The 24929-nt window shown below is 67.8% G+C and carries 28 protein-coding genes and 1 tRNA gene; 17 read left to right on the top strand and 12 right to left on the bottom strand.

What is annotated here, in order from left to right; translation table 11 throughout:
* Positions 1-307 precede the first annotated feature (307 nt).
* A complete protein-coding gene (locus tag ACRXBZ_RS23350; RefSeq protein WP_433880917.1) occupies positions 308-490 on the top strand; it encodes a hypothetical protein in 183 nt (60 codons plus the stop codon).
* A 12-nt stretch (positions 491-502) separates the two neighbouring features.
* Positions 503-724 carry a hypothetical protein gene (locus ACRXBZ_RS23355; RefSeq protein WP_433880918.1) on the top strand — a complete coding sequence of 74 codons (222 nt, stop codon included), beginning with the start codon at positions 503-505 and terminating at the stop codon, positions 722-724.
* A gap of 254 nt (positions 725-978) precedes the next feature.
* Here the strand turns inward: ACRXBZ_RS23355 and ACRXBZ_RS23360 are convergent, their stop codons facing one another.
* On the bottom strand, positions 979-1191 hold the full coding sequence (locus tag ACRXBZ_RS23360) for a hypothetical protein (protein ID WP_433880919.1): 213 nt from the start codon (positions 1189-1191) through the stop codon (positions 979-981).
* Between the two features lie 1127 nt (positions 1192-2318).
* On the opposite strand from ACRXBZ_RS23360, the gene ACRXBZ_RS23365 reads away from it, so the two are divergent.
* Positions 2319-2876: a hypothetical protein gene (locus ACRXBZ_RS23365; protein WP_433880920.1), complete on the top strand. Its 558-nt coding sequence runs from the start codon at positions 2319-2321 to the stop codon at positions 2874-2876.
* A 379-nt stretch (positions 2877-3255) separates the two neighbouring features.
* Here ACRXBZ_RS23365 and ACRXBZ_RS23370 read toward each other — a convergent pair whose 3' ends face one another.
* Entirely contained in the window at positions 3256-3864 is a 609-nt protein-coding gene (locus ACRXBZ_RS23370) for a hypothetical protein (RefSeq protein ID WP_433880921.1), read from the bottom strand.
* A gap of 88 nt (positions 3865-3952) precedes the next feature.
* Positions 3953-4249 carry a hypothetical protein gene (locus tag ACRXBZ_RS23375; protein WP_433880922.1) on the bottom strand — a complete coding sequence of 99 codons (297 nt, stop codon included), beginning with the start codon at positions 4247-4249 and terminating at the stop codon, positions 3953-3955.
* A 545-nt stretch (positions 4250-4794) separates the two neighbouring features.
* Here ACRXBZ_RS23375 and ACRXBZ_RS23380 point away from each other — a divergent pair.
* The 4 genes from ACRXBZ_RS23380 to ACRXBZ_RS23395 all read left to right on the top strand — a co-directional run bounded on the left by ACRXBZ_RS23380 (position 4795) and on the right by ACRXBZ_RS23395 (position 7769).
* Positions 4795-5556 (top strand): hypothetical protein, encoded by a 762-nt coding sequence (locus ACRXBZ_RS23380; protein WP_433880923.1) that lies wholly within the window; start codon positions 4795-4797, stop codon positions 5554-5556.
* Between the two features lie 500 nt (positions 5557-6056).
* The gene (locus ACRXBZ_RS23385; RefSeq protein WP_433880924.1) at positions 6057-6389 is read left to right on the top strand and encodes a hypothetical protein; all 333 of its coding nucleotides are present in this window, start codon (positions 6057-6059) and stop codon (positions 6387-6389) included.
* Positions 6386-6796, top strand: a complete 411-nt coding sequence (locus ACRXBZ_RS23390) for a type II toxin-antitoxin system VapC family toxin (protein ID WP_433880925.1) — start codon at positions 6386-6388, stop codon at positions 6794-6796. The genes ACRXBZ_RS23385 and ACRXBZ_RS23390 overlap by 4 nt, the downstream gene beginning before the upstream one ends.
* Before the next feature lie 457 nt (positions 6797-7253).
* The gene (locus ACRXBZ_RS23395) at positions 7254-7769 is read left to right on the top strand and encodes a site-specific integrase (RefSeq protein ID WP_433880926.1); all 516 of its coding nucleotides are present in this window, start codon (positions 7254-7256) and stop codon (positions 7767-7769) included.
* A 72-nt stretch (positions 7770-7841) separates the two neighbouring features.
* On the opposite strand, the gene ACRXBZ_RS23400 is transcribed toward ACRXBZ_RS23395, so the two are convergent.
* Positions 7842-7914: transfer RNA gene (locus ACRXBZ_RS23400), tRNA-Arg, on the bottom strand.
* A gap of 142 nt (positions 7915-8056) precedes the next feature.
* Between ACRXBZ_RS23400 and ACRXBZ_RS23405 the strand changes: the two genes are divergently transcribed.
* Positions 8057-10099, top strand: a complete 2043-nt coding sequence (locus tag ACRXBZ_RS23405) for a tetratricopeptide repeat protein (protein ID WP_433880927.1) — start codon at positions 8057-8059, stop codon at positions 10097-10099.
* 28 nt (positions 10100-10127) lie between these two features.
* On the opposite strand, the gene ACRXBZ_RS23410 is transcribed toward ACRXBZ_RS23405, so the two are convergent.
* Positions 10128-11288 carry a hypothetical protein gene (locus ACRXBZ_RS23410; protein WP_433880928.1) on the bottom strand — a complete coding sequence of 387 codons (1161 nt, stop codon included), beginning with the start codon at positions 11286-11288 and terminating at the stop codon, positions 10128-10130.
* Positions 11289-11711: 423 nt separating this feature from the next.
* Here ACRXBZ_RS23410 and ACRXBZ_RS23415 point away from each other — a divergent pair, with 423 nt between their 5' ends.
* Complete coding sequence (locus tag ACRXBZ_RS23415; RefSeq protein ID WP_433883811.1) at positions 11712-13289, top strand: IS1182 family transposase; 1578 nt, start codon at positions 11712-11714, stop codon at positions 13287-13289.
* 160 nt (positions 13290-13449) lie between these two features.
* Here ACRXBZ_RS23415 and ACRXBZ_RS23420 read toward each other — a convergent pair whose 3' ends face one another.
* The 6 genes from ACRXBZ_RS23420 to rpmB form a co-directional block, all read right to left on the bottom strand.
* A complete protein-coding gene (locus ACRXBZ_RS23420) occupies positions 13450-14853 on the bottom strand; it encodes a GGDEF domain-containing protein (RefSeq protein WP_433880929.1) in 1404 nt (467 codons plus the stop codon).
* 66 nt (positions 14854-14919) lie between these two features.
* The gene (gene bluB / locus ACRXBZ_RS23425) at positions 14920-15600 is read right to left on the bottom strand and encodes a 5,6-dimethylbenzimidazole synthase (RefSeq protein ID WP_433880930.1); all 681 of its coding nucleotides are present in this window, start codon (positions 15598-15600) and stop codon (positions 14920-14922) included.
* 179 nt (positions 15601-15779) lie between these two features.
* Positions 15780-16019, bottom strand: a complete 240-nt coding sequence (gene rpsR, locus ACRXBZ_RS23430) for a 30S ribosomal protein S18 (RefSeq protein WP_433880931.1) — start codon at positions 16017-16019, stop codon at positions 15780-15782.
* Positions 16020-16022: 3 nt separating this feature from the next.
* Positions 16023-16328: a 30S ribosomal protein S14 gene (gene rpsN, locus ACRXBZ_RS23435; RefSeq protein WP_190818811.1), complete on the bottom strand. Its 306-nt coding sequence runs from the start codon at positions 16326-16328 to the stop codon at positions 16023-16025.
* 65 nt (positions 16329-16393) lie between these two features.
* Positions 16394-16561 carry a 50S ribosomal protein L33 gene (rpmG, locus tag ACRXBZ_RS23440; protein ID WP_010316403.1) on the bottom strand — a complete coding sequence of 56 codons (168 nt, stop codon included), beginning with the start codon at positions 16559-16561 and terminating at the stop codon, positions 16394-16396.
* A complete protein-coding gene (gene rpmB / locus ACRXBZ_RS23445) occupies positions 16561-16797 on the bottom strand; it encodes a 50S ribosomal protein L28 (protein ID WP_168586469.1) in 237 nt (78 codons plus the stop codon). The genes rpmG and rpmB overlap by 1 nt, the downstream gene beginning before the upstream one ends.
* 97 nt (positions 16798-16894) lie before the next feature.
* Between rpmB and mrf the strand changes: the two genes are divergently transcribed.
* The 7 genes from mrf (at position 16895) to galT (ending at position 23110) form a co-directional block, all read left to right on the top strand.
* Positions 16895-18151 carry a ribosome hibernation factor-recruiting GTPase MRF gene (mrf, locus tag ACRXBZ_RS23450; RefSeq protein WP_433880932.1) on the top strand — a complete coding sequence of 419 codons (1257 nt, stop codon included), beginning with the start codon at positions 16895-16897 and terminating at the stop codon, positions 18149-18151.
* 134 nt (positions 18152-18285) lie between these two features.
* Positions 18286-18537: a type B 50S ribosomal protein L31 gene (locus ACRXBZ_RS23455; RefSeq protein ID WP_190818809.1), complete on the top strand. Its 252-nt coding sequence runs from the start codon at positions 18286-18288 to the stop codon at positions 18535-18537.
* Positions 18538-18656: 119 nt separating this feature from the next.
* A complete protein-coding gene (gene rpmF, locus ACRXBZ_RS23460; RefSeq protein ID WP_168586472.1) occupies positions 18657-18809 on the top strand; it encodes a 50S ribosomal protein L32 in 153 nt (50 codons plus the stop codon).
* Between the two features lie 136 nt (positions 18810-18945).
* Positions 18946-19641 (top strand): response regulator transcription factor, encoded by a 696-nt coding sequence (locus ACRXBZ_RS23465; RefSeq protein ID WP_168586473.1) that lies wholly within the window; start codon positions 18946-18948, stop codon positions 19639-19641.
* A complete protein-coding gene (locus ACRXBZ_RS23470) occupies positions 19638-21068 on the top strand; it encodes a HAMP domain-containing sensor histidine kinase (protein WP_433880933.1) in 1431 nt (476 codons plus the stop codon). The genes ACRXBZ_RS23465 and ACRXBZ_RS23470 overlap by 4 nt, the downstream gene beginning before the upstream one ends.
* A gap of 180 nt (positions 21069-21248) precedes the next feature.
* On the top strand, positions 21249-22040 hold the full coding sequence (locus ACRXBZ_RS23475; RefSeq protein ID WP_433880934.1) for a DeoR/GlpR family DNA-binding transcription regulator: 792 nt from the start codon (positions 21249-21251) through the stop codon (positions 22038-22040).
* A complete protein-coding gene (galT, locus tag ACRXBZ_RS23480; RefSeq protein WP_433880935.1) occupies positions 22037-23110 on the top strand; it encodes a galactose-1-phosphate uridylyltransferase in 1074 nt (357 codons plus the stop codon). The genes ACRXBZ_RS23475 and galT overlap by 4 nt, the downstream gene beginning before the upstream one ends.
* Before the next feature lie 129 nt (positions 23111-23239).
* Here the strand turns inward: galT and ACRXBZ_RS23485 are convergent, their stop codons facing one another.
* On the bottom strand, positions 23240-23779 hold the full coding sequence (locus ACRXBZ_RS23485; protein ID WP_433880936.1) for a hypothetical protein: 540 nt from the start codon (positions 23777-23779) through the stop codon (positions 23240-23242).
* A gap of 105 nt (positions 23780-23884) precedes the next feature.
* On the opposite strand from ACRXBZ_RS23485, the gene ACRXBZ_RS23490 reads away from it, so the two are divergent.
* The gene (locus ACRXBZ_RS23490; protein WP_168586478.1) at positions 23885-24841 is read left to right on the top strand and encodes a S1C family serine protease; all 957 of its coding nucleotides are present in this window, start codon (positions 23885-23887) and stop codon (positions 24839-24841) included.
* The last annotated feature ends 88 nt before the right edge of the window (positions 24842-24929 follow it).

Raw genomic sequence — 24929 nt, forward strand, 5'->3', positions numbered from 1 at the left:
AAGGATCTCCGATCCCGCCCTCGGTCGCGGACCCCGGGTACTCACTCGGGGTGTCTCACCTCAGCCTGACAAAGAGGGTTTCCCCGCGCGCCGGGTACCGCGACAGATGATTACCGACAGGGGGAGGATCACTACGATGCTGTTCATGCGGCCCTCGTGTAATGGCACGGGATACACAGAGGTACGTAGCCAATCGCGGCGCAAGGGCGAAGGCGAAGAAGCCGAACAGGTCGACTGCGATGACAACTGCAACACGTGCGACGGTTCCGGCCAGCTGGAGACTCCGCCCGCGGTGTAGGAGGTAGCGATGAACGACACCGGCGAGACGAGGTCGCGCTGCCGCGGCTGTGGCGGCGGCCGGTACGTGACGCTGCCGCGCGCGATCATGTCAATCACCACGGGTGAGGTGGGCACGGTGATGGCGCAGTCGAGATGTCGGCACTGCCGCGAAACACCGGGCCGCCAACGCGGCTTCGGGCCGCCCGCATGATGAGGTAGGGGCATGGTGGGCAACAACGACGACGACGACGACGAGCAGATGCGCGCTGGCGGTCCGAACGCACTGTGCTTCACCTGCGGTGGGATGCGGAAGATCAGCGAACCGCGGATCTACGTCGTGCAGGCCACCGAGGACATGCAGACCGGCATGACGATGGCCGAATGGCGCACCTGCCCGCAATGCGACGGTAAGGGCTACCTGCCGGGTCTTGTCCCGCCTGTGTAATCCCCCCGGAAACGACGAACGCGCCCCCGCACTCGACGAAGGGTGCGGGAGCGTGCTTCGTTCTCCGCTCGGTGGTGTGGGTCAGTTGGTTTCGGTGAAGGTGATGCAGGAGTTGGGGACGTAGCCGGGGATAAAGTGGGGGCTGATCTTGAACTAGATCAGCCCCCACGGCTTTTACCAGCGGTTTTGCGCCCCGGCAGGATTCGAACCTGCGACACCCGCTTTAGGAGAGCCTTCCGGCCGCCACGCCTAGTTCACGATCTTGTCTGGACTCGGCGGGCGGCTCGCTGTGCGACCACCGCCCCGATCCCGATGGCCACCGTAACTGGCCACTCCAGCACATCAAACACGGCCAGCAAGCCGAGGCCGCTGTAGTAGGCCAGTCTCGGAGGTGAGGGCAGACAAGTTCGCGCAGTGTTGACCGCGAAAGCGAGCTCGTCGCGGCTAGGAATGTGGACGGCGGGCATGGGGCTCCTCCCTCGAAAGCATTCCGGAGCTTTTGGGCCGAACTAAGCGCGCTCGGAGGTCCTTGGGTGCGCCCCGCAAGGGAGGGCCTCTGCCCTCACGCCGTCGACCCGGCGAAGCCCGATCAGGTCGTGTCAAGGGGCAACCGCTGCTGGTCACGGTACGCCTTGTGCGCAAGTGTTACCCCCTTGACACGGCCTGATAGCCCTTGTGGCGGTAGTTGGTCGGGTGGGGCAGCGCAGCCACGACCGAACCGCAGCGTTCGAGCGCGACCCCTCACCCCGTTGGCCTGCCCGTCCGGCGAGGACATCTCTGTGCTCTTCAGAGCGCCCCTTCTGGCGTTGCGGGGCCGCCTGCCTTCCCGTCTGGCCGGGACGCGGGCGCTCTCGCCCGGCCAACCAGGGTGCTGCCGTCGCGGTAGCGGACGATTGGAGAGCGGGTCATGCGTCGGAATCCCTTCGGTTGCTCGACTGAAGCGCTAATGCGGGAATTCTAAGAAAACGAGAGGAAGATCACGACGATGATTTGCGTTGCGCTTTTCGAGTGATTGAAGCGGATTTTGCGGGTGCACGGTGCTCATCTGGTTAGCGTGGACCCCATGACATCACTACAACTTGCTGGCGCTGTTTCCTGCGTAGTCGCTGGTTTCCTGCTGGGGTCGGTTCCGGCTTCGGCTACCTCCGCTACTCGTGACGCTGCGGTGCAGAACGCGGCCGACGTCGATATAAAGGCTGTGCGCGCCTGGGCGTGTTTTGATGGATCTGCCCTCCCGAGTTCCATCGTCGCCGAGTACGGGTCCCCTTCGGGGCAATCCCTTAAGATGCGGTGCGGTGACCCCACTAAGGGTGTGGTCCATGTGGACCTTGACCACGAAATTACAGAACAGACCGCCGATGCTTTCCAGAACTGCCTGTCGGACACTATGCAATTTGGCGGGTACAACCGTCCCGGCACTAACCCTAGTCTTTCAGTCTGGCGCTGGCAGTTCGGTCCTGGCCGGGGCGACGCCGCAGAGTTCGTGTATGAAAGCGCTAACGGCGAAGGGATCACCTTATACACCACTGGCGTGGCGCCGGGGAACGAGTGGCAACGTTGCGCTGGCGCTCGATGAGCGAGATCGTTACAGCCCATGAGTGAAGATCAGCAGCGCGCGGTGTCGGAGACGTTCGAGGTTCGCCTGTCAGGCGAGCACGGCGGCGTCATGCTTGCAGAGACGGATGCTGGTGAGTTCACCTTCAGTACGTCAGCTACGCGGAGTTCTCTGAACAACCTAGCGGAGGTGGTGCTTGCACTCGCGCACGGGGCTGATGTCGGCTGCGTGTTGTGGGCCACTGAAGGTCCAAGCGATAGAAGTGTGTTTCTGGACTTCGCGCTGGATTGGCAGGGAACGCTCGCGGTAGCCGTGCATCGCCTTGCCAGCTGGGAATGGCTCCAGCCAACGACCATGTGGACACCGCGTCGAGCGGACTGTGTCGTCGAGGCAAGAGTTCCGTTCTCTCAATTCGTCGTCAACGTTACGCGAGAGCTTCAGCTCCTCCGAAAGGAAGAAACCGACGCTGCCGGGTATATGGCCAATTGGGGTCATTACTTCCCGGTGTCGTTGTTTGAGCAGCTCGAACGAGTTAGTGCGAGACATGGCTACATGGCGAGCGCTGACCCACGTCAATTCAGGGGGAATGAAAATTGAGAAGAACACTGGTAGGTGCGACCGCGGTTGCGATGATGTTGCTGGGGGTTCCTGAAGCAGCGACCGCAGAAGGCGACGACGTTGACGTCGCTTCGCCACCCGCTCCTAGCTGTGTTACGTGGCGCGTGGTCAAAGAGGTTCCGCCTCTCTACACGACCTTCCGCATCCAGAACGACTGTGTGGTGCCGTACACCGTGCGCCTAGACATTGCCTATGCGCCGGACACGGCGTGTGTGCGCGTGGATCCCTTCAGGTTCGTTGATCAGGATAATGACTGGCACTACGGCGAGTCGTCGATTCGAGGCGTAGTTTTCTGTGAATGATCGCTGGTCTGATGAGTGATCGCGGGTGTGGTGGTGTCCCGCCAGACGGGACGCCATCACACCCGTTTAGCTTGGTGCTTCTGGAAACTGACCATCAGTGCTATGCCGTCCTCTGCAACGCAAGTGCAGCTCCGAGACGCAGTAGGTCGAAGCCGCAGAGTGTGGCCCGGCAGTCGCCGCAGCAGACCGCGACCGGTGTCGGTGTCGCCGAGCGGCCACAGCGGGCCGCCGCAGTCCGGGCACGGGGCGACGGGCCGCGGGGGCGTGTCTCCGGCGAGCTGTCGGGCTTGGGCGTGCAGCTCGCGCAGATCCTCGGCGAGATCGTCGGCCCACCGCTGCGTGGTGCACCAGTGGATGTATCCGCGAAGCCACCCTGTGCTGCTGGTGATCGTCATATTGTGGTCTACGTCAAGCCGCAGCAGCACGGAATGCACCCACCCGCATAGGCGACGCGTGGTGCCGATGATGGATCGGGTGGCGCCGTCGGTGTCGTCGGGCCCGATCACGTGCGCTACCGAGCGGTGATCGAGTGCGGCGATCACGTCGAGGTTCGCGGGTGGCCTGCTGCCGTAGCCGGGGGGCCGCCGGCCACCATCGCCACCGCGGCCGGGTGCCGCGGTGAGGGTGGCGGCGTAGTCGTCGATCTCGCGCAGCCAGCGACGCATCCGCTCGGAGCAGGGCTTGCAGGTGTAGCGGCCGAGCTCGGGGCACGCTGGCAGCGGTCGACGATGCGGGGCGCGGCGTGGTCGATGTTCATGCGGTCACCTCCGGGGCAAGGGATTCGACGATGTGCATAAGGCCGAGCGCGTCGCCGAGCTGGATTTCGGGCATGTCGTGCCAACCGCCAGGGTTCGGGCGGAAGGTCCGGCCGCGAGCGAAGCGCGGACGCGCGAACTGCATGCCCCAGCGGGCTAAGTCCATCACTACCTGCCTGCCCCAGTACTTCGTGGAGAGGTAGATGTTCCGGACGTTGGTGTTGCCAAACCAGCCCCACGGGCCGGGCGTGGCCGCGTTGACGCGGGCCTTGATCTCGTCGAGTCGGTCGCTCATGCCGACACCGCCTCGGCGTCGGCGGCCAGCAGCGGAGCGCAGCCGGAGACGGTTACTGCGGACGACGAGTACTTCATGGAGCGCGCCGAGGTGGCGCGGTTTCGCGAAGTCGCGGCAGAGGACAGTGGACTGCTCGATTCGAACCTGCGACACCCGCTTTAGGAGATCTTGTTTCCGGTCCTTTCCGGACGGTCGCGGATTTCCCCTGTGATCTCAACGGATTCCGATTGCAAACGCTGGTTGCTCGGCGTTGGTTGCGGACGTTTCCGGTTGATTCCTGGGGGTAAAGTGGGGGCTCGCATCAGGGGCCCAAGGTAGGCCTCTTGTGACTGCCTCCTGTGCGTCGGCCACCGAACCACCTTTGGTCCTGCCTAGTTTTCGAGATTAAGAGTCGATCGAATGCGGAAGCGAGTAGGCTAGATCCCGTGATCCCCGACTTGAACGAGGCCAGAAGTATTAAGTGCAACGCCCCTCTCGTCGAAGACTCCTATTCTCGGGCTATTATAAGAAAAAACCTAAAGTCGCTGACCTATCGAGGTCTCATCTTGGCTCTTGATTACGGTTTGCCAGAAGATGAGATGATTAAAGCAAGAAAACAGACTAGATTTATGGGGCGAATAAATGTCGTAACAGGGCTACTGTTGGCCGCCCTATTCTGGTTCTCTTGGGGGACAGTAGAAACGTTAATTGTCGAAGTTCAAAAGGGTTCATCGGCAGGCCTGGGCCGTATCATCGAAATGGTCGATCTACTGGTAATTTTTGCTATTCTGGTTGGTGTGATTATCCGGTTGTGGCGAAATTATGCCGCCCGGTATTACGCGATGGTGGTTGTGCTAGAAACTCTTGACCATCTTGCCTGGCAGCGTAACCATTACAGGTACTTGCTGGCACGGCCGTCCTGGGTTCGTACCCGACACCATCGCGCGTCTGCTCAACGGTACCTGCAACGTGAGGCGTACAAGGTAAGGCGATTACTCGGCAAGCTAAACGGTGACAAAATTGATTGCCGATCCAATGCGGGCACAATTTTGGGGCGATGGATGTGCTGGGCTGCGGAGGATTTAGACGACTTCTGTCGTGCCGATTATCTTGTATATGCCTGCCTGGACACCGTCCGATATCTACTCAATCCAGAACCTCCAAGGAGGCTTTCACTTCAATACCCTCCACGGCAGGCTGAACTAAATATCCCCGCCTTGCATAAGAGGATTTCTGACGTAAATACGCTTGCAACTAACCCCGTCGTTTTTGCGGGCATGTTGACGCTACTTGGGGCGATTGTTGCGCTTGTTAACAAGGCAATCTAGTTTGTTAGGTCGGGTCCGTTAACCCGATGTTTCGCCGGTTCCCCTCAACCTGGACCACAAGCGGGCGACCCTGTCCACGACGCTTCGGTCTCGTGCTCACGGGAGTGGTAAGGCGACCAGCTCGGCGACGTGCCCAGCACCGGTTCTTCGGTGGCTCGCCCAGGTGACCTAGTGGAGTCAGGACGTCCGCGGTTTAATCTCGATCTCGGCGGCTTCTGCGGGGCCGCCTGCCTTCCGCTCGCGTCATGACGAGGCTGCCGACCTTTCCGCTCGCGCCCGGTCGCCGCCGATGGCCGGCCGGGACCGGTGAGCGCAGCGAGCCGCACGCCCGGCCGGCCATCGGCGGCTTGACCGGGCTCGCATACAGGAAGGTCGGCAGCCTCGTCATGGCTCGCATACAGCAGGCAGGCGGCCCCGCAGGGGCCGCCCTTGATGAAGTAGAGAAAGTTTAAACACACGTGGGCTGGGGCCTGGTGCGCCTTGGCCGGTAGCCTCAGGGCATGAGCATCACGCGGGACGAGCTTCACCGCCTGCTCGATCAGATAGAGCCTGATGAGCTGGAGCAGGTTGGCGACTATGTTCGTCACCTGGTCGAGCGGCGTAAGGATCTGACCGAGCAGCGTCGGCACCTCCGGTCCCAGGGTGCGTTCCCTGCTGAGCCTGAGTTGTCGATGGAGTTGAAGGACTACCGGCGCGTGTCTGAGTCTGGTGAAGGGCAGCAGCCGCGCCGGGTGTTCCGGTTCGCTGGGCTCGGGGAAGGTCCGTCAGACCTGGGCGCTCGGGCTAAGGAGATCGCCCGTGAGGAACTGGGCCGGGGCAGGCACGCCCAGTGATCGTTGTCGACACCGGTCCGCTCGTGTCGGTCGCTAACCGGGTAGATGCTGATCACGCTCGTTGCCTTCGGCTGCTGTCGGAGATTCCTGATCGCCTGTTGCTCCCTGAGCCGTTGCTCGGAGAGATCGGCTACCTACTGGGAACACGCTGCGGTGCACGTGTCGAGGCCGAGTTCATCCGCGAAGTAGCCCAAGGTGGCTTCGATGTGGTCTCGCTCGCTGCTGCCGACTGGGAGCGGGTGGCCGACCTCGTCGAGAAGTACGCAGACCTGCCGCTGGGGCTGGCGGACGCGTCAGTCATCGCTGTGGCGGAACGGTTCGAGATCCACCAGGTGGCTACGCTCGATCGCCGACACTTCTCCGTAGTCCGCCCGAAGCACATCCCGGCTTTCACCCTGCTGCCGTAGTTACTCGCGTTCCTGGTCGTCGAGCTCGCCCAGGTCTTCGCCATGTGAATTCTGCTCACGAAGCTTCTTGATCTGTCCGCGAACATCGTCAAGGTCCCACCTGTAGTGGCCACCGAGCGTGGTCTCGGTCGGCGTCAGCTGGCGGCGGGATGTGGAGCCTGCCGTTGGAAACCTGCGGGGAGTGAGATCAAGGTTTCCTTGGCTACGCGGGTGCTCCGGTCGGTCCATGACACCGCAGGGCCTGGAAGCGCGATCCACGCCAAGGTCGTTTTGAGCGGGGTCATGGGCGTCTTTGTCCGGCACGATGCGATCGAGACCAACCCGATCGCTGAGGTGGTCCTTCCGAGATCCAGCAAGAAGACAAAGAAGCCACGAATGAAGCTCGAATCAAGCGAGCTGCCCAAGCTTCGGGCGAAGCTGCGCCGACAAGAAGGCAGTCCGACGTGACCTGCCGGATGTGGTCGACGGCCTCGCTGCGCTCGGGTGCCGGATCGGCGAGCTACTGGCACTCGACTGGGGCAAGATCGACTTTGCTGCGGGGACCATCGCGATCGAGGGCACCGTGATCCGCGTGAAGGATGTCGGTTTGATCGTCCAGCCGCACACCAAGTCTGAGGCGGGAATGCGGACGGTTATGCCGCCTGGGTGGTACGTGGAGACGCTCAAGCGGCGTCACGCCGAGTCCGAGTCCAAATGGGTGTATCCCACGTCAACGGGGACGCTACGGGATCCGGACGACACCCGCGCCTTCCTCCGCGAAGCTGTAGAGGGTACGGCCTGGGAGGGGCTGCACCCACACGCCTTCCGGCACCTGGTCGCTACGGAGCTAGACGGGCAGGGGCTGACCGCGCGTGAGATCGCCGATTACCTCGGTCACGAGCAGGTCAGCATGACCCAGGACGTGTACATGAACCGGGGGATCGTCAGTAGCTCGGCAGCCGAAGCGCTGGCAAACATGCAGCTAGAGGGCTGAGGCGAAGATGGGGATAAAGTGGGGGTTGATCTTGAACTAGATCAGCCCCCACCGCTTTTACCAGCGGTTTTGCGCCCCCGGCAGGATTCGAACCTGCGACACCCGCTTTAGGAGAGCGGTGCTCTATCCCCTGAGCTACGAGGGCTTGGTCTTCGACCCGTCTCGCAGCCTACCTGCACCGCCGTTCGCTGCCGACACCCGGTTGGCGTCCCTCATGTCCCACCGGTCGCAGGCTTCCGTCGCGTATCGTCAGGTGATCGTTACCGTTCGGCGCCACTGGGGTGGGTATGGGCAACGAGAACAGCGGTTCGGTGCGCAACCTCGTGCAGATCGGGGCCGTTCACGGCGGCGTGCACTTCCGCGAGGAGCAGGTGCCGCCGGGGCAGTTGTCTGCGGAGCCGGTCAACTTCGTCGATCGGGAGCCGGAGTGCGAAGCACTCGACGCGCTGTTGGCCGAGCGGCGCGGTGCTCGGGCCGCGTGCGTGGTGATCAGTGGGATCAACGGGGTCGGCAAGAGCGCGCTGTGCACTTACTGGTCGCACCGGATGATCGGGGCGTTCGAGGACGGGCAGGTGGTGTTCGACTTCGACCTCGGGCGGCGGAGTCTCGACGAGGCCGCCGAGCACTGCTTGCGTTCGCTGGGCGTTGACGGTGACCGGATCCCGCTGGCGACGGACGACAAGATCGTCCTGCTACGCAGCAGGACCAAGGGCCGGAAGCTTCTGTTCTTCTTCGACGACGTGGCCGACCTGGGGGAGATCGAGAAGTTGCTGCCCGCCTCGGCGGACAGCCTCGTGCTGTGCACGGCCCGAGAAGATGCCGCCGACCTGGTTCCGGACGGGGTTCGCCCGATTCGGCTGACCGCGCTCGATCCGCCGCATGCCCTTGACTACCTGCGGCGGAACGGGCTGCGGGCGCGGGTCGATGCCGAGCCCGCCGCTGCGGCGGAGCTCGTGGATCAGTGCGGCGGGTTGCCGATCGCGTTGCGCGTCGTCGCCGGTCTTTTGCAGCGGCGGGCGTCTTGGAACATCGCGCGGGCGGTTCGGGAGCTCTCGGGCCGGCGGCGGAGGCACTTCCACAAGGTCTTCTCGGCCCTGGACCTCGCGGTCGGGGAGCTCCAGGCGACCGAGAAGGAACTGTACGCGTGGCTGGGTGTGTTCCCGGGCCCCGTGTTCTCGACCCGGGCGGTGGCGGCGTTAGCCGATCTCGCCGAGATCGACGCCGAATCCCGTCTCGCTGAGCTGCACAGGACGTGTCTGGTGGAAGAGAACGATCAAGAGCAGTACCTGCTCCACGACCTCGTGGACGAGCACGCCTCCTCCGAAGCCGTCCGGGCGCTCGGCGCCGCGAAGCGCGACGACGCGCTGCGGCGCCTCGTCGGTTGGTATCGGTTGCAGGGCGCCTTCGCCGACCGGATGGTGATGGAGCCGAGCCGTCTCCGCGTCGTGGACGACGACGTCGCCGGGGAAAATCCCTTCGCCACTCGGGAAGAAGCGCTGGAGTGGCTGGAGCGGGAGCGGGTCAACCTGCTCGGCATAGTTCGCTTGGCAGAAGAAAGTGGTTTGCGCGTCGACGTGATCGCGCTCTGCGACGGTCCATTGTGGGCGCTGCACAACCAGCATAAGCACTATTCCGACACGTTGGGGGCTTTGGAACTGGCCATCAGGTGCGCACGGGAGATCGAGGATCCCGTCGCGGAGTCCCGGATGCGGAGCCTTCGCGGGCAGCTGCTGATGGAGTGCGACGAGCTCGCCGAAGCGCAGGAGGAATGCGCGCAGGCCGTCGCCGTGGCGGAGCGAGCCGGGCATCGGCGGATCCTGGCTTCCGCACTGGAATTCCAGGGCAAGGTGATGCACGCGCTCGGCGAATTCGACGGAGCCATCGGGAATTTCGAGCGGTCGCGGCGGCTCAACGAGGAGTTGGGGCGCCGTCGCGGCATGGCGCTGCAGGAATACCTGATGGGGGAGTCGTTTTCCGGGCTCGGACGCCACGATGAGGCCCTGGAGGTGTTGCGGGCCGCCCTGGAGCGGATCGCGGAATTCCCCGAGGACAAGCGGACTCCTGGAAAGATCAGGGTCGCCGCGGCTCGGGCGCACCAGTCGCTCGGCCAGCACGAGCAGGCCATCGCGCTGCTCCAGGATGCCATTGCCACGACTCGGGAGCGGCAGGCATCCTTCGACCTCGCCGAGCCGTTGGAACTGCTCGCCGACTCGCTGGCCGCGACCGGGCAGCCGGGCTCGCGGGACTGCCTGGAGGAGGCGCTGGCGATCTACGAGCAGGCGCAGAGCCCGAAGGCGGAGCGGGTGCAGCGCAAGCTCGATCGTGAGTGATCGTTCCGGTTCTTACCGGAACGGTCACTCACGAGTGGAACAGGTCCACCGGCTCCGGACGGGCAGGCCACGGCGGCTCCGGGAGTTCCAGCCGCCGGTAGATCAGCTCGCGAAGGCGCTGGTAGGGGCCGTCGTGGAAGGCCAGATCGGCGAGCTGCCGATGATCCGGGATCGGCCGCGCCGCATCGATCTGCGCCCGCACGTCCCCGGCCGGGTCCAGGTGTTCCGCCCGCCCTCTCAGCAGCGCCATCGGGGAGCCGGGCACCACCTCGCCGGTGCCGAAAGCCGCCATGAGCAGCGGTTTTCCCAGCGCGGCAGCGTAGAACGCCAGCGACCCGTGATCGGAGACGACCACGTCCGCGGCGACCAGCGCGGCCTGCCACTTGCGTAGCTTTGGAACCAGGACGAGCCCGTTGCGCAGGGCCGTCCGCAGCCAGGTTTCGAGCTGCAGGCCGCCATACCTGCTCCAGACGTTCGGGTGCAGCACCAGCGCTACCTGGTAGTCGGCGGGTAGCGCGGCGACCAATTGTTGCGCCAGCCCGCCTTGTTGGCGGAACAGCGAATGCGGGCCCCAGGTCGAGGCCAGGACCACCAGTTTTCGCGGGCCGGTGCCGAGGGCCGCGCGGTACTGCCCGCGCATCGGCAGGCTGACCTGCAGGCGCGCGAAGCAGGGGTCGCCGATCACCTCGGCGCGGGGGACCGCTTCGGGGCAGCTGCGCCGCAGCTCGGCCAGTTGGTTCGGGTGCGAGAGGCCGACGACCGCCGGGACCACCCGGCCCTCGTGCATCAGCTGGGCGGTGGACAGGCCCGAAATTTCCTGTGCCACACCGGTTTCCGTGGCGCGGAGCTTGTGGTGTCCGGCGCCGTGCGGCAGCGTCAGCACCGGGACCTCCAGCTCGTGCAGCGGGCCGTTGCCGCTCGGCGAGATCGCGAAGTCGAAGTCCTTGCCGATGGCCTGCTCCCAGTCCACGACCTGCGCCTGCGAGCGGTGCAGCTCGTCGGCGAGGTTCACGGCGAACTCCGATCCCGCGGCCACCGCGAAGCGGGTCTCCACCCGCATGTCGTCCGCGAGCACCGGGAGCACGTCCAGCAGGCGGTCCAGCGTGGCCAGAGTTCTCACGAGGCAGAGGATCCGGCGCTGCACCGGCGCGGAGTCCCAGCGCCCAGCCCGGTCCCGCCCAGCGGACATCGCCGCCACCAGCGGGCTTCCGGGCTTCCGGGCTTCCGGGCTTCCGGGCTTCCGGGCTTCCGGGCTTCCGGGCTTCCGGGCTTCCGGGCTTCCGGGCTTCCGGGCTTCCGGGCTTCCGGGCTTCCGGCGTCAATCATCGATTCTACCTTGCTGCGCAAGGGAAATCCGCCGCCATCGGGGCGCAGCGTGGTGGGCACGGCGACCGATCCTAACCGGAGCCGGATCCGCCTCAACCCGCGGTCGACCGGTCCGCGGTCGACCGGTCCGCGGCCGACCGGTCGCCGTCGATCTCCCAGCGGTTGCGCCCGCCCCGCTTCGCCCGGTACAGCGCGATGTCGGCGGCGGCGAACAGGTGCTCTAGGAGGCCGCTGAATAATCGGCGTGTCTCCCAGGAATCTGGGCTTGAGCTGGGAGAATCGGTTTATGCAGGGTGTGGAACGTGCCGACCGGGAACTGCTGGACGCTCACGCGCTGGTCGGTCATCTGGTGCCGGCGGGCAGTGTGTTCGCGTTCCTGGCCGAGCATCGTCAGGATGTGTTCCCCGATGGGGAGTTCGAGGACCTGTTCCCCTCGGGGAGGGGACGTCCGTCGATCCCGGCGTCGGTGATGGCCTCGGTCCTGGTGTTGCAGACGCTGCATGACTACTCGGATCGGGAGACCGCCGACGCCGCGCGGTGTGATCTGCGGTGGAAGGTCGCGACCGGAATGTCGTTGGACCACAAGGGATTTGATGCCTCGACCCTGGTGTACTGGCGCAAACGGCTGGCGGCGTCGGATCGGCCCCACCGGATCAATGACGCGGTCAAGGACGTCATCGAGCAGACCGGGATCCTGCGCGGCCGGCGTAAACGGGCGGTGGATTCCACGATCCTGGCTGATGCGGTGGCCACTCAGGACACCGTCACCCAGCTGATTGCGGCGATCCGGCGGGTGGCCCGGCAGGTTCCTGGCGCAGCCGAGCGGATCGCACAGGTGTGCACCGGCCATGACTACAGCCAGCCGGGCAAACCGAGGATTGACTGGGATGACCCGCAGGCCAAGGACGCACTGGTGTCGGCCTTGGTCAACGACGCAGGCGCGCTGGTGGCGGTGTTGACGGAGGCCGAGTTGGAGGGCGATGCGGAGGTCGCGGTGGCGTTGCTGGCGCTGGTCGCCGGTCAGGATGTCGAACCGGCGGAAGGATCGGATGGCACTGATGGGCGGTGGCGGATTGCGCGGCGGGTCGCCCCGGATCGAGTGATATCCACTGTGGACCCGGATGCGCGGCATACCCGCAAGTCGCCGGAGAACCGCCGCGACGGGTATCGGGCGCACGTGGCGGCCGAGCCCGAGACCGGGATCATCACCGACGAGAAGCTGACCAAGGCCGCTGGGACCAAGAACTCCGATCCGGCGGTGGCCGAGGAGTTCCTCGACGCCGAGGACGATCCCTGCGAGTGGTACGGAGATTCCGCCTACGGCACAGGGGATCTGCGTGGCGCGATCGACGACACCGACGCCGACGAGGCTGTGATCAAGCCGAAACCGGTGCAAGCGCCGGTGGAGGGCGGGTTCACCGTCGACGACTTCACCGTCGACGAGCACGCGGGCACGGTGAGCTGCCCGGCCGGTAACACCCGCCCGATCAGTCAGAAAAACCGGGTGGCGACCTTCGGCGCGCTGTGCCGCGACTGCCCGCTGCGTGCGCGCTGCACCAAGTCCAAGACCGGCCGTAAAATCGTTCTGCACCAACGAGATGATCTGCTGCGCCAAGCCCGCCGTGACTGGGCAGACAAGCCCGAACTGCGAGAGAAGTACCGGAAGTTCCGGCCCAACGTGGAACGGGTCATCTCCCAGATCGCCAGCATCGGCGGCCGTCGTCTCAAACTCCGTTATCGCGGCGCCACCAAGAACCATGCCTGGCTCACTCGTCGCACCGCCGGGCTCAACCTGCGCAATCTCGTGGGCCGCGGGCTATCTCGCACGGCAGGAGTCTGGGTTCTGGCGGGCTCGGCCGCCTGACCAGCGGCCGACCGGCCGGACCGGGCCCTCACCGGCCCGTCTATGTGCTCTCTCGCCCGCCCCGACCGCACTGCCACGCGCGGATAGGGGCTTTCTGCGGGACTGCTCGTCAATTTTCTCGCCTCCGTCCCTGCGGCGACTGTCCCCAGAACCGCCTAATTCAGCGGCCTCCTAGGTTCGCCGGGCCAGCCGCGACCCCGATGCTCACCGTCTTCGGCCTCGTCGTCCGCCCGAGCACCAGCTGCCAGTCGTGCCGGTGCACCGCGGCGCGGATCCGTTCGGCGACGATCGGCCCGGCGTCGCGGGTTTCCTCGGAGGCGTCGACGAGCAGCACCACGAACTCGTCGCCGGCCCACCGGCAGAGCAGGTCGTCGGCGCAGCATTCGCGGCGCAGCAGCTGCGCGACTTCCTGGAGCACGACGTCGCCCGCGGTGTGGCCCGCGAGGTCGTTGACGTCCTTGAACCAGTCCACGTCCAGCAGCAACAGCCACGGCACCCGCCCGGACGCGGCGGTGCTCTCGAGCAGTATGGGCGCGCGCCGCTCCAGACCGAGTCGGTTGGTCAGACCGGTCAGCGGGTCGCGTAGCGCGGCTTCCTGCGCGGCCACCGCCATGCGCTGCGCCTGCACCGCCACGCGGCGCTGCTCCAAGGCCTGCCCCAAGCCCTCCTGCAGCACGTCCACGGCCGTGCTGCAGGAGGCGACCGTTCGCCGCAGCGCGGCGGATTCACCGACGGGGTCGGACAGCTCCTCTTTGATCGCCGCCAGGTCGAGGGAGAACTGCATCATCAGCATGGTGTCGCGGATCGTTTCGGCGCCGTCCAGGGCGCGGCTGGCGAACGTCCGGGCCTCCCCCAGGCGGCCCTGGTCGCGGCGCACCACCGCCAGCACCCAGTTCGCCACCGACGTCGTGAACCAGTCGTCGGCGGCCCGCCCCAGCGCCAGCGACTCCAGGGCGGCCTGTTCCGCGGCTGCCGTGTCGCCGACACCGGCCAGCGCCCGCGCGAAACCTGCCAGCGCCGAGCGCTTCACCTGACCCGGCTTGGACAGCGCCTGCGACTCGTCGAAGAGGTCGCGGGCCAACGTGAACTGCGTCGCCCCCGATTCGTCCGGGCGGGTGATGGCGCGGAACACCCGCGCGTTGCCCTCCCTGTTCAGGCAGTGCGCCAGCGCCGCCTGGTCGCCGGAGTCGCGGGCGATCTGCACCGAGAGCGCCATCAGGTTCAGCGCCGGGCCGCGGTGGCCGATCGTCTCCAACAGGTAGCCGAGCATGCTGATGGTGTGGGCGGCCGCCGCGCCCTCGGGGCGGTCCACGTCCAGGTCGGTCCAGCCCTCGGCGATCAGCTCCAGGGCGAGCGGGATGCGCTCCAAGCGCCACGCCACCGAGGCCCGGTGCACCAGCACGGTGGGCCGGTTCCACTGCTCGTCGACGTGGTTCGCCCCGGCCGCGAGCAGCTCGTCGAACGCCGCGTTGGCCTCGGCGAAACGGCCGGAGTCCAGCAACAACCGCACGTGGCGGTCTTGGGCCGGCAGGTGGCCGACCATCAGCGGATCATCCTGCTGCACCGCGTCCTCGCTGGAGCACACCTAGTAATGGAACCGCGTGCCGGAGCGGTTTTCGTGACCTACAGGCTACCGGTTGCGACCGTGGCCGTACTTGTCGTAGTGGACAACCTGCTCCAGCGGCAACCGCTGCCGCCAGCCGTGACGTTCCAGGTCAGGTGTGTCCGCCAGGGCCCGCACCGGTCCAACGCACAACCATGCCACCGGACGCACCCCCTGCGGAATGCCCAGCAGGCGGCGGAGGAACTCCTCGCGGTAGAAGCTGACCCAACCGACGCCCAGGCCTTCGGCGGTAGCGGCCAGCCACAGGTTCTGGATGGCCAGGCACACCGAGTACAAGCCGGCATCGGCGATCGCGTGGCGGCCGAGCACCTGGGGTGCGCCGCGGTTCGGGTCGTAGGTGACGGCGATGCCCAGCGAGGACTCCACGATGCCCTCGACCTTGATCTTGGCGAAGGTCTCGGCGCGTTCCCCGTCGAGCTGGGCGGCGAACACGCTGCGTTCGGCCAGCACGTGCTCGCGGAAGGAGCGGCGGATGACGTCGTCGCGGACCAGGACGAAGTCCCACGGTTGGGACAGGCCGACGCTGGGCGCGCTGTGCGCGGCGGTCAGCACGCGGCGCAGCACGGGGTCGGGGAGTTCGCCGCCAGTGAACTCCCGGCGCACGTCGCGGCGGCGGTTGATCACGTCGTAGAGGTCGGCGGCGGGGGCGGTTTCGGTCAGCTTCGGGGCTCGGCGGGCAATCGTCATCGCCGCCCATCCTGCCGCGCCGCTGGGGCAAGGGGGTAAGGGGCACCCGTGCCTGGCCGCCCGCAACACCTGCTACCGGACGGGGCGGGGGGACGAGTTATGCCCGGTCAGGACCCGTGAGTGCTTTGGGGCGCCATAGCACCCCAAAGCACTCACGGCCCTTCACCTGGGCGAACGCCTCATTTGCGGCCGTTCGACGGGTAGGGGAGGAGCGCCATCTCGCGGGCGTTCTTGATCGCCTTCGCCACCTCGCGCTGCTCCTGCGCGGTAAGGCCGGTGACGCGGTGGGAGCGGATCTTGCCCCGGTCGGAGATGAACTTGCGCAGCAGCGAGGTGTCCTTCCAGTCCACCTGGACGACGCCTTCGCGCTGGAGGAGGTTGGGCTTGCGGCGGCCGCTGTGCCGGTCGTTGTTGCGCACGGCTCACCAACTCGACTTCGTCACGCCGGGCAGCTCGCCGGAGTGCGCGAGCTCGCGCAGCCGCACCCGGGAGACGCCGAACTTGCGGAAGTAGCCGCGCGGCCTCCCGTCGACGGCGTCGCGGTTGCGCAGCCGCACCCGGCTCGCGTTGCGCGGCTGGCGCTGCAGTTCGCGCTGTGCGGCATCGCGTTCCTCCGGGCTGCTCCCGGGGGCGACGATGATCTTCTTCAGCTCGGCCCGCCGCTCGGCGTAGCGGGCGACGATCTCGCGGCGCTGCTCGTTGCGCGCGATCTTGGACTTCTTGGCCACTTGGCCGTTCCTTTCAACTCTCGGGGCTCGCGAATGCTCACTGGTCAAGAGCCGGGAATCACCGTCTAGCGTTCTTCGCGGAATTCGACGTGCTTGCGGGCGACCGGGTCGTACTTGCGGAGGACCAGCCGGTCCGGGTCGTTCCGGCGGTTCTTGGTGGTCACGTAGGTGAAGCCGGTGCCGGCCGTGGACCGCAGCTTGATCACCGGGCGGACGTCGGTGCTCTTGGCCATCAGATGCGCTCCCCTCGCGCTCGCATTTCGGCCACCACGGCCTCGATGCCCCGCTTCTCGATCGTCTTCATGCCCTTCGTCGACACGCGCAGCCGGACCCAGCGGTTCTCGGACGGCAGCCAGTAGCGCCGCCGTTGCACGTTGGGCAGCCAGCGGCGGCGAGTGCGGTGGTTGGAGTGGGAGACCTGGTTGCCGTAGCCGGGTTTCTTCCCGGTCACCTGGCAGCGGATGGACATGACCTGCCTCTCGATAATGACATTCGTTTTCATTTCGTCGCTGTCGAGGGTAGCGTGTGTCCGCATCAGATGAAAACCGTTGTCGATTGAGGTGGGGATGGGAACCGAGTCGTCCGCGAACCGGCGGATTCCGCTGATCATGGTGGCCGGGATCCGCGCGGGGCAGGTCGCGGCGGCAGCCGAAACGGCCCGGCGGGAAGAACCGGCGGGCACCGCGCTCGTGCACCACGACCTGCGCCAAGTCGCCCAGGGCGTCGTTCGGCGCTTGGTCCGTCACGGCGACAGCGAGAGCACCGAGATCCTGGAGCTCGCGCACGGCTGCGTGTCCTGCACGCTGCGCCTGGACATGCTGCCGCTGCTGCGGAGGCTGTCCGCCGCGCCCGATGTGACGCGGATCGTCGTGCAGCTCGATCCGGCGCTGGAGCCGGAAACCATCTGTTGGGCGCTGCAGCACGTCCTGGTGGACGACCGCCCCCTCGCCGGCGACGTCGACGTCCAGGCCGTGGTCACCACCGTCGACCTGGCGACCTGGTTCGCCGATGCGACCGGCGAGGAGGAGCTCGTCGAGCGAGGGCTCGGCGGCAGCGCGGACGACGAGCGCACCGTCGCCCAGGTCGCGGTGGGGCAGGTCGAATTCGCCGATGCGATCGTGCTCGCCGGACGTGCCGACGACCGGTGGAACCAGGTGCGCACCGAGGCCGTGATCGCCCGGCTCACGCCCAACGCGCCCGGCATGCACCTCGACGACCTGGACGTTTCCGCGCTGCTGGCCAAGGTGCCCGCCGACGCGCGCCGCGGCGAAGTCGACGGGCCGCAGGGGCAATTGCTGCGCGGGCAGCCGTCGCTGGAAACCGATGCCGGGGTGTCGGTGGTGCTCTTCGAGGAGCGCCGGCCGTTCCACCCGGAGCGGCTGCACCAGGCGATCGACGTGCTGCTGGACGGCGTGGTGCGCACCCGCGGCCGCGTCTGGGTCGCCAGCCAGCCGGGCGTCGCGCTGTGGCTGGAGTCCGCGGGCGGTGGACTCGGCGTCGCGCACGCCGGGCCGTGGCTGGCCGCGCTGGAGCCGGACCAGTGGGCCGACGTTTCGCCGGAACGGCAGGTGAGGGCCTCGCTGACCTGGGACGACTACTACGGCGACCGGATGCAGGAGCTGGTCGTGATCGTCCACGAGGCCAACCCGCAGGACATCGCCCACGCCCTGCGCCACGCCCTGCTCACCGACGACGAGCTCGCCGAGGGCGAGCGCGCGTGGGCGAGCTACGAGGACCCGTTCGGCGAGTGGCACACCGACCCGTGCGGCGACGACCCGGCGGAGACCACCGCGGACGCCACCGGCGAGACCGGCACCCGGTAGCGCGTCGCCGGGCGGCGATTTCGCGCGAAATCGGCACTTTCCACGCGTGCCGGGCGGCGATTTCGCGCGAAATCGCCGCGATCCGCGGTGCCGGCCGCCAGCGGCTCCGCGCCGAAAACCTACGAGGAGAAGTCATGAAGCCAGGAATCCATCCCGAGTACCGGCCCGTCGTGTTCCAGGACCGCACGACCGGGGACCGGTTCCTGACCCGTTCCACCGCCACGTCCGACACGCGGACGGAGTGGGAGGACGGCAACACCTACCCGCTGATCGTGATCGACGTGACCGCCTACTCGCACCCGTTCTGGACCGGCAACCAGCGGGTCCTGGACACCCAGGGCCGGGTCGAGAAGTTCCGCCGCCGCTACGGCGACCGGATCCGCTGACAGCGGCGACGCGACCCGGATCTGCTCGCGAGGTTTAGAGCGAACGGCCTGTTTGCCTCGTCAGAGGAGGCGAACAGGCCGATCGCTGACCCCATCAACGCAACGACGAGAGGACCGCCATGGCCGTTCCGAAGCGGAAGATGTCCCGCAGCAACACCCGCCACCGCCGATCGCAGTGGAAGGCGACGGCACCCGATCTGGTGCCGATCGTTGTCGACGGGCAGCGCAAGCTGGTGCCGCGCGCGCTCATCAGGCACTTCCAGCAGCGGTGACCGATCCGGCGCGCGCGGTCACCCCGGGTGACGGCGCGCGCCGGGATCACGCCGAAGTGGAGACGGATGTCACGAGGTGCCGCGACGCACGGCGGGTTCTCAGCTGCTTCTCAGGGCTAGGGGTAAGACTGTTCCCATGCGCATCCTCGTCGTCGACGACGATCGTGCCGTGCGGGAATCGCTGCGAAGGTCGTTGCAGTTCAACGGGTACCAGGTCGAGCTCGCTGCGGACGGTCAACAGGCACTGGACTTCCTGGCCGGCAACCGTCCGGACGCCATGGTGCTCGACGTGATGATGCCCCGCCTGGACGGCTTGGAGGTCGCGCGGCGGCTCCGCAGCACCGGGGACGACCTGCCGATCCTGGTGCTCACCGCGCGCGACGCCGTGTCCGACCGGGTCGCCGGGCTCGACGCGGGCGCCGACGACTACCTGCCAAAGCCGTTCGCGCTCGAAGAGCTCCTCGCCCGGCTGCGCGCGCTGCTGCGCCGCGCCACCCCGCCGGAGGCCGGGCAGGACGCGCAGCCGGCCGCGCTGCACTTCGCCGACCTGGAGCTGGACCCGGGCACCCGCGATGTCCGCCGCGGGGAGCGCCCGATCAGCCTGACCCGCACCGAGTTCGCCCTACTGGAACTGCTGATGGCGCACCCCAAGCAGGTGCTGACCCGCAGCCGCCTGCTGGAGGACGTGTGGGGCTACGACTTCCCGACCTCGGGCAACGCCCTGGAGGTCTACATCGGATACCTGCGCCGCAAGACCGAGGCCGAGGGTGAGCCGCGGTTGATCCACACGGTCCGCGGCGTCGGTTACGTGCTCCGCGAGACGCCGCCGTGACAGTCCCCGCACCACCTCCGCCCGACCTCGACCCGCAAGAGCGCCCGAAAGGCCGGTTCCAGCGCGTCTCGCTGCGCAACCGGGTCACCTGGCTGGCCGCGATCTGCGTGGCCGGCGCGGTAGCGCTGGTATCGGTCGCGGCCTTCGTCACCGTGCGCGACAGCCTCTACCAGCAGTTGGACGACAACCTCACCGAGCGCGCGGTGGAAGCGGCCGATGGCCCGCTGGTGCGTACCTCGGACCTGCAGCAGGTGCCGGTGGCGTTTTTCGTTGCGCAGAACTTCAAGATCAGCGTGCTGTCCGCGGACGGCGTCGTGGTCGGCCCGAACGACCGGCCGCCGATCAGCCTCGACGAGCTGGCGGTCGCCAAGGGCCAGACCGGCGAGTCGCTGCGCACCGATCAGCGCACCAACAGCCGCGTGGTGGCGGTCCCGACCGGGCAGAACGCCGCGCTGGTGATGTCCACGTCGCTGCAACCCACGCAGCGGACGCTCGCGCAGCTGAGCGTGGTGCTGGTGGTGATGGGCGGTGCCGGGATCTTGCTCGCGGCGGCCGCCGGGACCGCGGTGGCCCGCGCCGGGCTGCGGCCGGTGCAGCGGCTGACCGCGGCCACCGAGCGCGTCGCGCTCACCGGTGACCTGCGCCCGATCCCGGTCGGCGGCGACGACGAGCTGGCGCGGCTGACCACGAGTTTCAACAAGATGCTCGGCGCCCTAGCCGAGTCGCAGGAACGGCAGCGGCGTTTGGTTGCCGACGCCGGTCACGAGCTGCGCACCCCGCTGACCTCGCTGCGCACCAACCTGGAGCTGCTGATGGCCTCGGCCCGGCCGGACGCGCCGAAGCTGTCCGAGCAAGACCGGGCGGAGATGTTCACCGACGTCCAGGCGCAGGTGATGGAGCTGTCCGCCCTGGTGGGCGACCTCGTCGAGCTGGCCAGGGAGGACACCCCGCAGGCCGTGCATGAGCCGGTGGACCTGGTCGAAGTCGTGGAGCGCGCGTTGAGCCGCGCGAGGCGCCGGGCGCCGCGCATCGAGTTCGACGTCCGCCTGGAGCCGTGGGTGATGATGGGCGACGCGACCGCGCTGGAGCGGGCGGTGCTGAACCTGCTGGACAACGCCGCGAAGTGGAGCCCGGACGGCGGCCGGGTGCGGGTGGACCTGCATCCGGCCGCGAACGGCGCGACCACCGAGCTGGAGGTCGCCGACAGCGGGCCCGGCATCGCCGCGGCGGACCGGCCGTACGTGTTCGAGCGCTTCTACCGGTCTTCCGACGCGCGGACCCTGCCGGGCTCCGGGCTCGGCCTGTCGATCGTCAAGCAGGTCGCGGAGCGCCACGGCGGGACGGTCTGGGCCGGTGAGGCGCCCGAGGGCGGGGCGCTCCTGCGCATGGCGCTGCCGGGCAGCCCGCCGTACATCGAACATCAATGAACACTCTACTTCGTCCGCTGTGTCGAATTGCTGCGCCATTCGCCATTCGCCGGTTCGGGTAATGTTGGTTCTTGTTTGCTTGGGCTGTGTGGGTAGGCTCGTGAGTGTTGGTGCCGGTAAGAACCGGAACGAACACTCACGAGCCCTACGCGGCCCCGACGGGCTGAGGGGACGGGTGGAGTGCTCGCGCGGCAACGCCAGGAAGTGATCCTCGACGAGGTGCGGCGCACCGGGGCGGTGCAGGTCGGCGACCTGGTGCAGCGGCTGGGCGTGTCGGACATGACGATCCGCCGTGACCTCGACGCGCTGTCCCGCCGTGGCCTGGTGGAAAAGGTCTACGGCGGCGCAACCTCGATGATCGGCCGCAGCACCGACGAGCCGGGCTTCGAGGCCAAGTCGGTGCGGCAGCTCGACGAGAAGGAGGCGATCGCGCGGTTGGCCGCCGAACAGGTCCGGCCGGGCACCGCGATCGGCCTGTCCGCGGGAACGACCACCTGGACGCTCGCGCGGCACCTCGACGAGGTCGCCGACCTGACGGTGGTGACCAACTCCGTGCGGGTCGCCGACGCCCTGCAGCAGCGCGGCCGCACCGACCGCACCGTGGTGCTCACCGGCGGCGTCCGCACCCCGTCGGATGCGCTCGTCGGGCCCGTCGCGGTGCAGGCGCTGCGCTCCCTGCACCTGGACCTGGTGTTCCTCGGGGTGCATGGGATGGCGCCGCGGGCCGGTTTCACCACCCCGAACCTGAACGAGAGCGAAACGAACCGGGCGCTGGCCGAGGCGGCGGGCCGGTTGGTCGTGGTCGCCGACAGCTCCAAGTGGTCGACGGTCGGGATCTCCACGATCGTCGACTTCGACGAGGTCGATCTGCTGATCAGCGACCAGGGCCTGCCGGGCGACGCGCGCCAGTTGCTGGCCGAGCACGTCGAGCTGCTGCTGGCCGATCAGCAGGGCGTGGAGGAGGAGCGGTGAAGCGGACGGCGCGATGCCTGGCCGACGGCCGGGAGATCATCTACTTCGACGCCGACCCGGCGCGGACCCGGGATGCTGACGACACCAGGGACCTGCCGCCGCAGGCCCCGGCTTCGGAGATGCGACGGGACCCGCTGACCGGCGAGTGGGTCGCGATCGCCGCGCACCGGCAGGCGCGGACCTACAAGCCGCCAGCCAAGCTGTGCCCGCTGTGCCCCAGCGCCCCCGGGCGGCCCACCGAGATCCCGGAGCCGGACTACGACGTCGTCGTGTTCGAGAACCAGTTCCCGTCGTTCGCCCAGGGCATTCCCGGCGCCGAGTCCACTGTGGAGGGAATGCCGATGGTGCCGGTCGCGCCCGCGAGCGGCCGCTGCGAGGTGGTGTGCTTCACCTCCGACCACAACTCGTCGTTCGGTGAGCTCAGCCCACCGCAGGCGCGGACTGTGGTGGACGTCTGGGCCGACCGGACCGCCGGCCTGGCCGAGACGCCCGGCGTCGAGCAGGTGTTCTGCTTCGAGAACCGCGGTGAGGAGATCGGCGTCACCCTGCACCACCCGCACGGCCAGATCTACGGATATCCGTTCGTGACGCCCAAGACGGAGAAGATGCTGCAGGTCGCCGAGAAGTACCTCGCGCAGCACGGTCGGCACCTGCAGGGCGACGTGCTCGCCGCCGAGCGCGCGGCGGGGGAGCGGGTGATCGTCGACTCCGAGCACTGGACCGCCTTCGTGCCCGCGGCCGCGCGGTGGCCGGTCGGGGTGCACCTCGTGCCGCACCGCCAGGTGCCGGACATCGTGGCGCTCACCGACGCCGAACGCGACGACTTCGCGGTGACGTACCTGGACGTCCTGCGCCGCCTCGACGGGCTCTACGACCGCCCGCTGCCCTACATCGCGGCCTGGCACCAGGCGCCGGTGCGCACCGGCCGGGAGCTTTCCTGGCTGCACCTGGAGGTTTTCTCGGTGCTGCGCTCGGCGGACAAGCTGAAGTACCTCGCGGGCTCGGAGTCTGGCATGGCGGTGTGGATCAACGACGTCACCCCGGAGCAGATCGCCGCCCGGCTGCGGTAATCCGCCCCCCGACGTCCGAAGCGCCGTGCCGGGGGGGGCCGTGAGTACTTTCGGGGGCTCCAACGCCCAAAAGCGCTCACGGGGCGCGTCGGAGATCACAGTCCGCGCCAACGGTTATCAGGCAGACCCTCAGCCTGGTCTCAGACACTTCTCAGCCATCTGGAGCAAGGTGGAGCCATGACCGAACACACCCCGGGCAACTCCGGCAATCAGCCGGAAGAACCGAAGCCGCAGGCGAATGGGCCCGCCGCGGGCACCGGCGACACGCCACCAGCCGGGGTGCCGCTGCAGCCCCAGCAGCAACAGCCCCAGCAGCCCCAAGCTCCGGCTCAGCCGCAGGCGCAGCACCAGGCCCAGTCCCAGCAACCCCAGCAGGCGCAGCCCCAAGCTGAGCACGCTCAACAGCAGCACGCTCAACAGCAGCCCCAAGCCGAGCAAGCCCAGCACCAGCAACTCCAAGCCGAGCACGCTCAACAGCAGCACGCGCAACAGCAGACCCAAGCCGAGCATGCCCATCACCAGCAAACTCAGCCCCAGCAGCAACATTCCCATCACCAGGCTGGGGCGGCGCAGCCGCCGCACTCGACGCAGCAGTTCCCGCATTCGCAGCCGTGGCCTTCGGGGGGCTACGGCGCGCCGGTCCAGCCGCCCCAGCAGCGGAACCGACACGGCGGGCTGATCGCAGGTGCGGCGGCGCTAGCGCTGGTCGCGGGCCTGGTCGGCGGCGGTGTCGGCGGGTACGTCGGGTATCAGCTCGGCGGTGACAAGGGCGCCGTGACCTCGCTGGAGCAACCGCGGCCGGCGCGCAGTGCGAGCACCGCGCCGCAGGGCTCGGTGCAGCAGGTCGCCGAGAAGGTGCTGCCCAGCGTCGTCCAGCTGCAGCTGGTGACCGCGCGCGGCGCCGGCGAGGGCTCCGGGATCGTGCTCAGCAGCGACGGCTACATCCTCACCAACAACCACGTCGTCGACGGCGGCGGGCAGCGCGGCCAGCTCACCGCGCTGTTCCACGACAACCGCTCGGCTTCGGTGCGGGTCGTCGGCACCGACCCGTCGTCCGACCTCGCGGTGGTGAAGGCCGACATCACCGGCCTCACCCCGGTCGGGCTCGGCCGCAGCGACGACCTGCCGGTCGGTGCGCCGGTGGTGGCCATCGGTTCGCCGTTCGGCCTCTCCGGAACCGTGACCAGCGGCATCATCAGCGCCAAGGACCGCCCGGTGCGCGCCGGTGGGGAGTCCGGCAGCGAGGACACCGTGCTCAACGCGCTGCAGACCGACGCCGCGATCAACCCCGGCAACTCCGGCGGCCCGCTGGTCGACATGGACGGCAACGTGGTGGGCATCAACTCCGCGATCTACAGCCCGGGTTCGGGCCAGCAGCAGGCCGGTTCGGTCGGGCTCGGCTTCGCGATCCCGATCGACCAGGCCAGGCGCATCGCCACCGAGCTGAAGGACACCGGCTCGGCCACCCAGACGACCCTGGGCGTCCGGATCAGCAACGCGCAGCAACCCGGCGCGCAGGTCCGCGACGTCACCGCGGGCGGACCCGCCCAGCAGGCCGGGGTCCAGTCCGGCGACGTCATCACCAAGATCGACGACCGGGCGATCGTGGACTCCGACTCCCTGGTGGCCGCGGTCCGCTCGCACAGCCCCGGGGACCGGGTGCGGATCTCCATCACCGGCACGGGCGGCGATCGGACCGTGGACGCCACCCTGACCGGCCAGAAGGGGTGATCAGAACGCACGGCTGGTTCGCCGGCCGTGTGCCGCGTCGACCGCGCCGGGCTGGCCTGCCCCCTCCGAGCCGCCCGGCGCGGTCGAC

Source organism: Saccharopolyspora hattusasensis, from assembly GCF_050972075.1.
Classification (GTDB): Bacteria; Actinomycetota; Actinomycetes; order Mycobacteriales; family Pseudonocardiaceae; genus Saccharopolyspora; species Saccharopolyspora hattusasensis.